The organism is Candidatus Equadaptatus faecalis (assembly GCA_018065065.1).
In the GTDB taxonomy this organism is placed as follows: domain Bacteria; phylum Synergistota; class Synergistia; order Synergistales; family Synergistaceae; genus Equadaptatus; species Equadaptatus faecalis.
Map to the genome: position 1 here is coordinate 1 of JAGHTZ010000002.1, position 6,685 is coordinate 6,685.

The 6,685-nt window shown below is 51.0% G+C and carries 5 protein-coding genes and 1 tRNA gene; 1 reads left to right on the plus strand and 5 read right to left on the minus strand.

What is annotated here, in order from left to right:
- Window positions 1-304: 304 nt before the first annotated feature.
- Window positions 305-2,782, minus strand: a complete 2,478-nt coding sequence (locus KBS54_00170; GenBank protein ID MBQ0054554.1) for an SYNERG-CTERM sorting domain-containing protein — start codon at window positions 2,780-2,782, stop codon at window positions 305-307.
- Between the two features lie 248 nt (window positions 2,783-3,030).
- On the opposite strand from KBS54_00170, the gene KBS54_00175 reads away from it, so the two are divergent.
- Window positions 3,031-3,117 (plus strand) — tRNA-Leu (locus KBS54_00175).
- A 67-nt stretch (window positions 3,118-3,184) separates the two neighbouring features.
- Here KBS54_00175 and KBS54_00180 read toward each other — a convergent pair.
- The 4 genes from KBS54_00180 to KBS54_00195 form a co-directional block, all read right to left on the minus strand.
- The gene (locus KBS54_00180) at window positions 3,185-4,177 is read right to left on the minus strand and encodes an NAD(P)-dependent glycerol-3-phosphate dehydrogenase (protein ID MBQ0054555.1); all 993 of its coding nucleotides are present in this window, start codon (window positions 4,175-4,177) and stop codon (window positions 3,185-3,187) included.
- A gap of 13 nt (window positions 4,178-4,190) precedes the next feature.
- Window positions 4,191-5,534: a DNA repair protein RadA gene (gene radA, locus KBS54_00185; GenBank protein MBQ0054556.1), complete on the minus strand. Its 1,344-nt coding sequence runs from the start codon at window positions 5,532-5,534 to the stop codon at window positions 4,191-4,193.
- A 51-nt stretch (window positions 5,535-5,585) separates the two neighbouring features.
- A complete protein-coding gene (locus KBS54_00190; GenBank protein ID MBQ0054557.1) occupies window positions 5,586-6,077 on the minus strand; it encodes an adenosine-specific kinase in 492 nt (163 codons plus the stop codon).
- A gap of 118 nt (window positions 6,078-6,195) precedes the next feature.
- Window positions 6,196-6,615: an OmpH family outer membrane protein gene (locus tag KBS54_00195; protein MBQ0054558.1), complete on the minus strand. Its 420-nt coding sequence runs from the start codon at window positions 6,613-6,615 to the stop codon at window positions 6,196-6,198.
- Window positions 6,616-6,685 lie beyond the last annotated feature (70 nt).

Consider the following 6,685-nt stretch of genomic DNA (forward strand, 5'->3'; position numbering starts at 1 on the left):
TGCGCTCCGTACTCAAGCGGGAATTGCCCGGTAAAACGTTTGCCTCACTGCGTTCGGCACAGGCGGGCAATTCACCCACCGCTTTCGTCTGCACTTAGCACCTCGCAAAACCTTTGAACCGCTAAAATCATCGTCTTTCTGCGGACGGCGTAAGCCGTAGCGCAGAATCCAGCGACTTTGCCCCGCAGGGGCTTGTTTCTAACGGGCAAAGCCCGTAACGCTACTGGACACTGCGCAAGCCCTTTGGGCTTCGCAGTGAGACGGTGAAGAAAAAGCTTATCGCTTAACGCTTCCGGCTTACCGCTTAATTTTTCTTTCTGTAAAACATTCCGAGAACGCCGAGCAGCGCAAACGCACCGAACCCTGCGTTGCAGCCGCCTGACGAGGATTTTTTCTGTTCTTCGCCGTCAAATTCCGCGTCACCGTTAAGCTCCGCAACTGTTACAAGCAGCGGCAATATTTCGTCGCCGCCGGCGAAATATTTGCCGTATTCAGGAATTTCAAAGGTTAAAATCTGCGTGTTTTCATCGTAGTCTGCCTTGAATACGCCGTATTGGATTTCGTCCGTTTCTTCGTATGCTCCGAGAAGTCCTTCGTCAGCCGAAGCGCCGCCAGCATTTCCTATCGGCAGTATGACTGCGAGTTTTTTGTCTTTTGCAGGCTCTATCGGAACGTCAAGCTTTACGCTTACTTTCAGCGTTTCATCTTCGCCCGTTCCCTCAGCGTGTGCTATTTTGAGTTTGAAGCCTGTTTTTTCCGTTATTTCCGTTATGTCTTTTGCACCGATAATGCTGTCGGGATCTTCATACAGCGCATATTCCACCCAAGCTGCCAACTCATTGATTGCGTATTCAGCAGCCTTGAAAATTTCCGCTTCACCGGCAGAGGGAGCCTGTCCCATGCCAGCGATTTCCGGGCTGTTCTGAACGGCGATTTCACACTTGTACGAAAGTCCCGCACTCGGGGGATTGTTTAACGGTATTGCAGGCTCATCGTCCAAAACGTCTGTTTTCCATGCCGTCGGCTGAGAGCCGTCATCATACGGTTCCTTAGGATTGTCTTTTACCGCGAGAAGCGTTTTTCCTGACGGAACCGTTACAGACCTTTTGTTGGCGTTGTCCCATACGGTTACGGAATCGTTTCTTCTGTTGATTACGCGGCAGTTGTGTTCAACAACAATGCGCGAGCCTTCTTCTATGCTGAAATCGCCCGACGGTTCAAGCGTCAGAGTGCCGGAAAGCGAATCGTCCGCCCCGCTGTGCGGTCCCGGCTGATTCAAAATGCTGTCGCTGCATACGTCTATGGCAGCCTTGTTTTTGAGCTGGAGAGAGGTCAGCGTCATCTGGTTGACCTTGAGAGTCTGCCCGTCAACCGTCAGTTTTCCGCCGATTTTACCGCCCACAGTATCAGCTCCGGCGCTCTTTGCCCCTTCCTCGTAAAGCCCTGTGAATATTACTCCGGGCTTGCTGACCTTAAAGTCCTGTGCGTAGCTGACCCTGTTTTTGAACAGCAGCGTTATGCCGGAAGGGGCTACGGTGAATTTTTTGCCGGCGTCGTCCGTTCCGAGTACGGCATAGCCTTTTTCGCCGTGCTCGCCGTTTTCAATAACCCAGCTTCCGACAAACTGCGAACATTCGTCTTCACCGTCTTTTATTTTGTCGGCAAAGACCCACAACTTGTAAGAGCCTTTCGGAAGTCTGCCGAAGGGAATGGGAATTCCTTTGCCGTCAGCAACTTCCGCCAAATTTGACACCTTCGCGTAGCTGACGTATTTCCCGTTGTTTTTGTTTTCTTCCGCTATTACCGATACAAAATCCGCCTTGCCCTGCCTTACGGCGTCCGAGGTGTAGCTGATTTTGGGCGGCTGCGTCTTGTATTCCAGCGTTTCGCCGTCAACCTCAAAGGTTCCTCCGCCAAGAACAATCTCCTGCGGCGCTTCAATCAGGCAGTAGCTCTTTGCGCAGCTGCCGAGGCTGTTTTTGTTTCTCTGTCTTACGGTTATGCCGGCGGGTTTTTCAATGCCGTCAGCCGCTTTCGTACGTTTGAAGCCTTTGGACGGGTCAAAATCTTCAATCATAAAGCCTTCGCCGATACCAGCCTTTTCTTTGGCGCCGAACGCACTTTTGAAAAGATAAACAGGCTTAAAAAGCTCTGACCTGAGGTTAATCTGCAGGCAGGGGCGCACGTACTGCCTGATATATGCCTTTGTTCCGAAATCGGAAATATATCCGTGCTTGATTACAACACACATGTTGCCGTTTTTTGACTCGCCCGGCGTGCGCAGATACCACATATCACCGAGGCTGAGGACGTCGCGGGCGAGCTTGGACGTTCCCATTGCCCTTGCCTCTGACAGCGACATAATGAAAAGCACGTCATCGTAATCCTCTTTGAATACATCCTTCATATCGTGCTTTACTATGTAGTTGAGTCCGGCGTCCGCATCTCTCCACGACAGCTGCGGACCGTCGTAATTTCTCATCTGTTTTTCGTAGTCGTTGACCCTTTTGCGGAAATCAGATGCCGGATAGTCCGGTTCAGACGTGTCTTCCTTGTCGTTGCGGAACGGAATTTTGTCAAGATAGTCCGTTACGGTAATATAGCCGTACGTGCTGTCCTTTTTGTACACGCGCCAGTTGAACCCCGCAAAGGTCATTCTGTCCCCCACCTGATCGTTTCTGTCCGCCTTGTAGACGCCGTAGGCAAACGCAGGGGAAACCGAAGTAAAGAGAAGTCCGGCGAGAATTAAAGCCGAGCAGATTTTTCTGAATTTGTTATACACGACACACACCTCCAAATTTTTTTGCCGCACAACGTTATTATAGCATTTCCGAAAGAATTTGCACTGTTTTTTTAAGTATTTTTACCGATTTTTCACTAAGTATTTTTACGGATTTTGCTGCTTTCGCGCAACACAAAAGGCTTGGAGTATTTTACCGGCGGACAAAAAGAAGAAAAATGAGAAAAATACAGGGGCAAATAATTTTCCGCATTGATTTTTGAGAAACTATGCTATAATAACTGGCGCATGTCAGGGTGGCGGAACTGGTAGACGCGCTGGATTCAGGATCCAGTGAGCTAACGCTCTTAGGGGTTCAATTCCCCTCCTTGACACCACTGAAACTATAACGGGACAGAAGCTGATGCTTCTGTCCCGTTTTTGTACCGCTTACGCGTTAAAAAGTTAAAAATCGAGTTCTTTTTTGAGCGGGCGCGCAAAGTAGCGTTCAAGCAGCGCTTCCGGCGAAATTCCCTTGTAGAGTATGCTGTATATGCCTTCGGCAAGCGGCATTTCCACGTTGTATTTTCTGCTGTTTTCAACAACGGCACGCACCGTGTAGGCACCTTCGGCAACCTGTCCGATTTCTTTTACTGCCGTTTCAAAATCAAGCCCTCCGCCGATTTTAAGTCCAAGCCGGAAATTTCTTGAGTGCAGGCTGCAGCAGGTAACCATTAGGTCTCCCACTCCGGCAAGCCCCGCTAAGGTTATCGGTTTTGCGCCGAGCTTCTGCCCGAAGCGCATCATTTCCGCCAGCCCGCGGCAGGCAAGCGCCGCCGAGGCGTTGTCGCCGAGCCTGAGTGCGGATATTATCCCCGCGGCTATCGCGTAGATATTTTTGAGCGCGCCGCCGACTTCAAGTCCGGTTACGTCGTCCGACGTGTATATCCTGAATCTGCCTCCGCTGAGAAGCTCCTGCCACATTGCCGCTTCGCTCTTTTTTTCTGAGGCGAGGGCAACCGTTGTGGGACATCCCGCAAGCAGTTCTTCCGCGTGGCTGGGGCCTGAAAGCACGGAATATACGTTGTCCGGCGTTATTTCGGCGTGTATTTCGTGCAGCAATTTTCCGCTCGCTATTTCTATGCCTTTGGCAAGACTGAGCATGTGAAAGCCTGTTTTAACGCTGACGGTCTGCTCCAGTACGGAACGCACAGCCTGCGTCGGTACAGCGCAGATTACTTTGTCGGAAAATCCAAGCGCTTCGGCAATATCAAGCGTACAGGCTATGGTTTCAGGCAGCTCTGTTTCCTGAAAGCAGAAAGAATTGCGGCGCGTTTTGTTTATTGTATCGCACTGCACTCCGTCATTTGTCCAAAGCAGAATTTCGTGTCCGCAGTCTGCAAGCTGTTTTGCCATTGCCGTTCCGAAGCTGCCCGCCCCGAGTATGGTTATTTTCATTTTGCTCTCCGTTCTATCTGCTTACGAATATCGCCAGCAGTTCGCGCAGCGAGGCAACGCGTATTACTTCCATCGGATATTCCTCTTTAGGCGTGCGCCTGCTTATTACGGCGCGTTTAAAGCCTATTCTTTCCGCTTCCTTTAATCTCATTCTTGTACGCGCGGCGGGGCGCACTTCGCCTGCAAGCCCGACTTCGCCGATGAAACATACGTCCGGCGGGATCGGCACGTCACGAAGCGCGGACGCCAAAGAAGCGCATATCGCAAGGTCGGCGGCAGGGTCTTTTAAATTCAGTCCCGCAGCTACGTTCAAATATACGTCGCTCGTGCGCGACACTATTCCGCAGCGCCGTTCAAGCACGGCAAGAAGAAGCTGAAGTCTGTTCAGCTCTATGCCGCGCGCAGTCCTCCTCGGATAGGGAAACGGGGTCATTGAAGCAAGCGCCTGTATTTCCGCCGCTATCGAACGGCTGCCCTCGAGAGGCATGGCTATCGCCACCCCTGAGTTGCCGAGGTCGCTTCCGTTCCAGTACAGTTTGCTCGGGTCTGTAACAGCGCACAGTCCTTTGTCCGTCATTTCGAATATTCCGAGTTCTTCGGTGCTTCCGTAACGGTTTTTTTCAGCACGCAGCAGCCTGTTCGGCGAGTCGTTTTCGCCGGTAAAGAGCAGAACGACGTCAACCTGATGTTCAAGCAGTTTCGGTCCCGCGATCTGCCCCGATTTTGTAATGTGCCCAACAAGTACGGTCGGTATGCCGCTGCTTTTCGCCATGTCAACGCACATCTGGGCGACCTGTTTTACCTGTGACGGAGATCCTGCCCAGCCGTTTTCATCGTCCGTCCTGAACGCCTGAACCGAGTCAACGACAACAAAGTCGTAGTCTTTGGCAGCTTCGAGAGCGGACGGCAGATCATTTTCGCAAAGCAGGTCAAGCCCGTCGGTCATCAGACCGAGACGCCTGCCGCGCAGCGCAATCTGCCCCGAAGATTCTTCGCCGGAGATGTACAGCACCGATTTGCCTTTAGCCGCCATTGCCGCGCATACCTGAAGCAGAAGCGTGGATTTGCCCACCCCGGGCTCACCGCTGATAAGCGTGACTCCGCCCGAAATCCAGCCGCCGCCGAGAACTCTGTCAAGCTCGGCAATACCGGACGGTATCCGCGGCTGTTCTTCAACGTCAAGTCCTCTGATAGGCTTTGCGGCACGGACGGAACTCACCTTTCCTTTTTTATTAACCGGAACCGGTGTGTCTGCCTCCATGCTGCCCCATGCACCGCACTTCGGGCATTTGCCCACCATTGTCAGGCTCGTAAAGCCGCATTCGGAACATTTGTATTTTGAAATTTCTTTCACCATTGCGTCATACCCTGTCGGACACGCATTAGACCGTAAAGGAATAAGCCGTGTCTATCTTTTGTAGCCTATTATGTCGCGGAGCAGATATTTTCTGCCTTTCTGGTCTTCTTCCGTTTCAACGCCTTTTGTCGTGAAACCGTCAATAACGCCGATTATACCGCGCCCCTGTTCTGTTTCGGCAACAAGTATCTGCAGCGGGTTTGCCGTAGCGCAGAATATTCTGCATACCTCCTGCACCTCTTTAACACGGTTAAGCACGTTTATCGGATAACCGTTGCGGAGGACTATCGCGAAAGTATGCCCCGCGTTGATTTTCTGCGCGCTGTCTATTGCAGCCTGAATAAGGTCTTCTTTGTTTCCGTCATGACGTATAAGGCAGGCATCGGAGGCTTCGCAGAAGGCTATACCGAATTCAAGGCTCGGCGACGAGGTAACAAGCGCCTCGTATATATCCTCGACAGTTTTGATAAAGTGGCTCTGCCCGATGATTACGTTGCAGTTCTCCGGTATTTCAATCTGCTGAATGTCAATTTTGCAGTCCATTACAGTATCCCCTTTCGGAATGTTTTGTTTCTCACGCCTTTATTATAGAACATTTGCAGAAAAATCGCGTAACAAAAAAGGCTCTGCCGAAGCAGGGCCTTTATTTTAATTTCAACAATTATTTGAGAGCTGAAATAACATCTGACGTAATGTCTATTCCGCCTGCGAACGTGGCGTCTTTTTCCATTACGACGGTGATTTTCTTTGCCTGTGCCACCTTGCGGATTGCAAGGTCAACGTCTTTGAGAAGCGGCGCCATAAGTCCGCGCTGCTCTTTGGCAAGTTCCATCTGTTTCTGCTGGATAGCTTCGTATTTTTTCTGATCGCTTGCAGCTTTGTTGAAGGCCGCTTCAGCTTCGCTTTTCTTCTTCTGATCCGCAGCTTTCATCTGATTCTGAACCTGCTGGAATTTCGGATGGCTTGCCACACAGCGCTGAAATTCAACGACACCGATAACGTCGTCTGCCGCGAACGCCGCTACTGAGGCGCAAAGCGTGAAAAGTGAAACAAAGATAAGTATTGCTGCTGTCTTTCTCATAGGTAAACTCCTCCCGGAACGAAATAACGTTGTATGTTTTACGTCAGCCGGATAATAATACCCTTTTTTC

Excerpts from the sequence above, each read along its gene's own strand:
- KBS54_00180 (MBQ0054555.1), bottom strand. The coding sequence starts at position 4,177 with ATGAAAATAACCATACTCGGGGCGGGCAGCTTCGGAACGGCAATGGCA.
- radA (MBQ0054556.1), bottom strand. The coding sequence starts at position 5,534 with ATGGTGAAAGAAATTTCAAAATACAAATGTTCCGAATGCGGCTTTACG.
- KBS54_00190 (MBQ0054557.1), bottom strand. The coding sequence starts at position 6,077 with ATGGACTGCAAAATTGACATTCAGCAGATTGAAATACCGGAGAACTGC.
- KBS54_00195 (MBQ0054558.1), bottom strand. The coding sequence starts at position 6,615 with ATGAGAAAGACAGCAGCAATACTTATCTTTGTTTCACTTTTCACGCTT.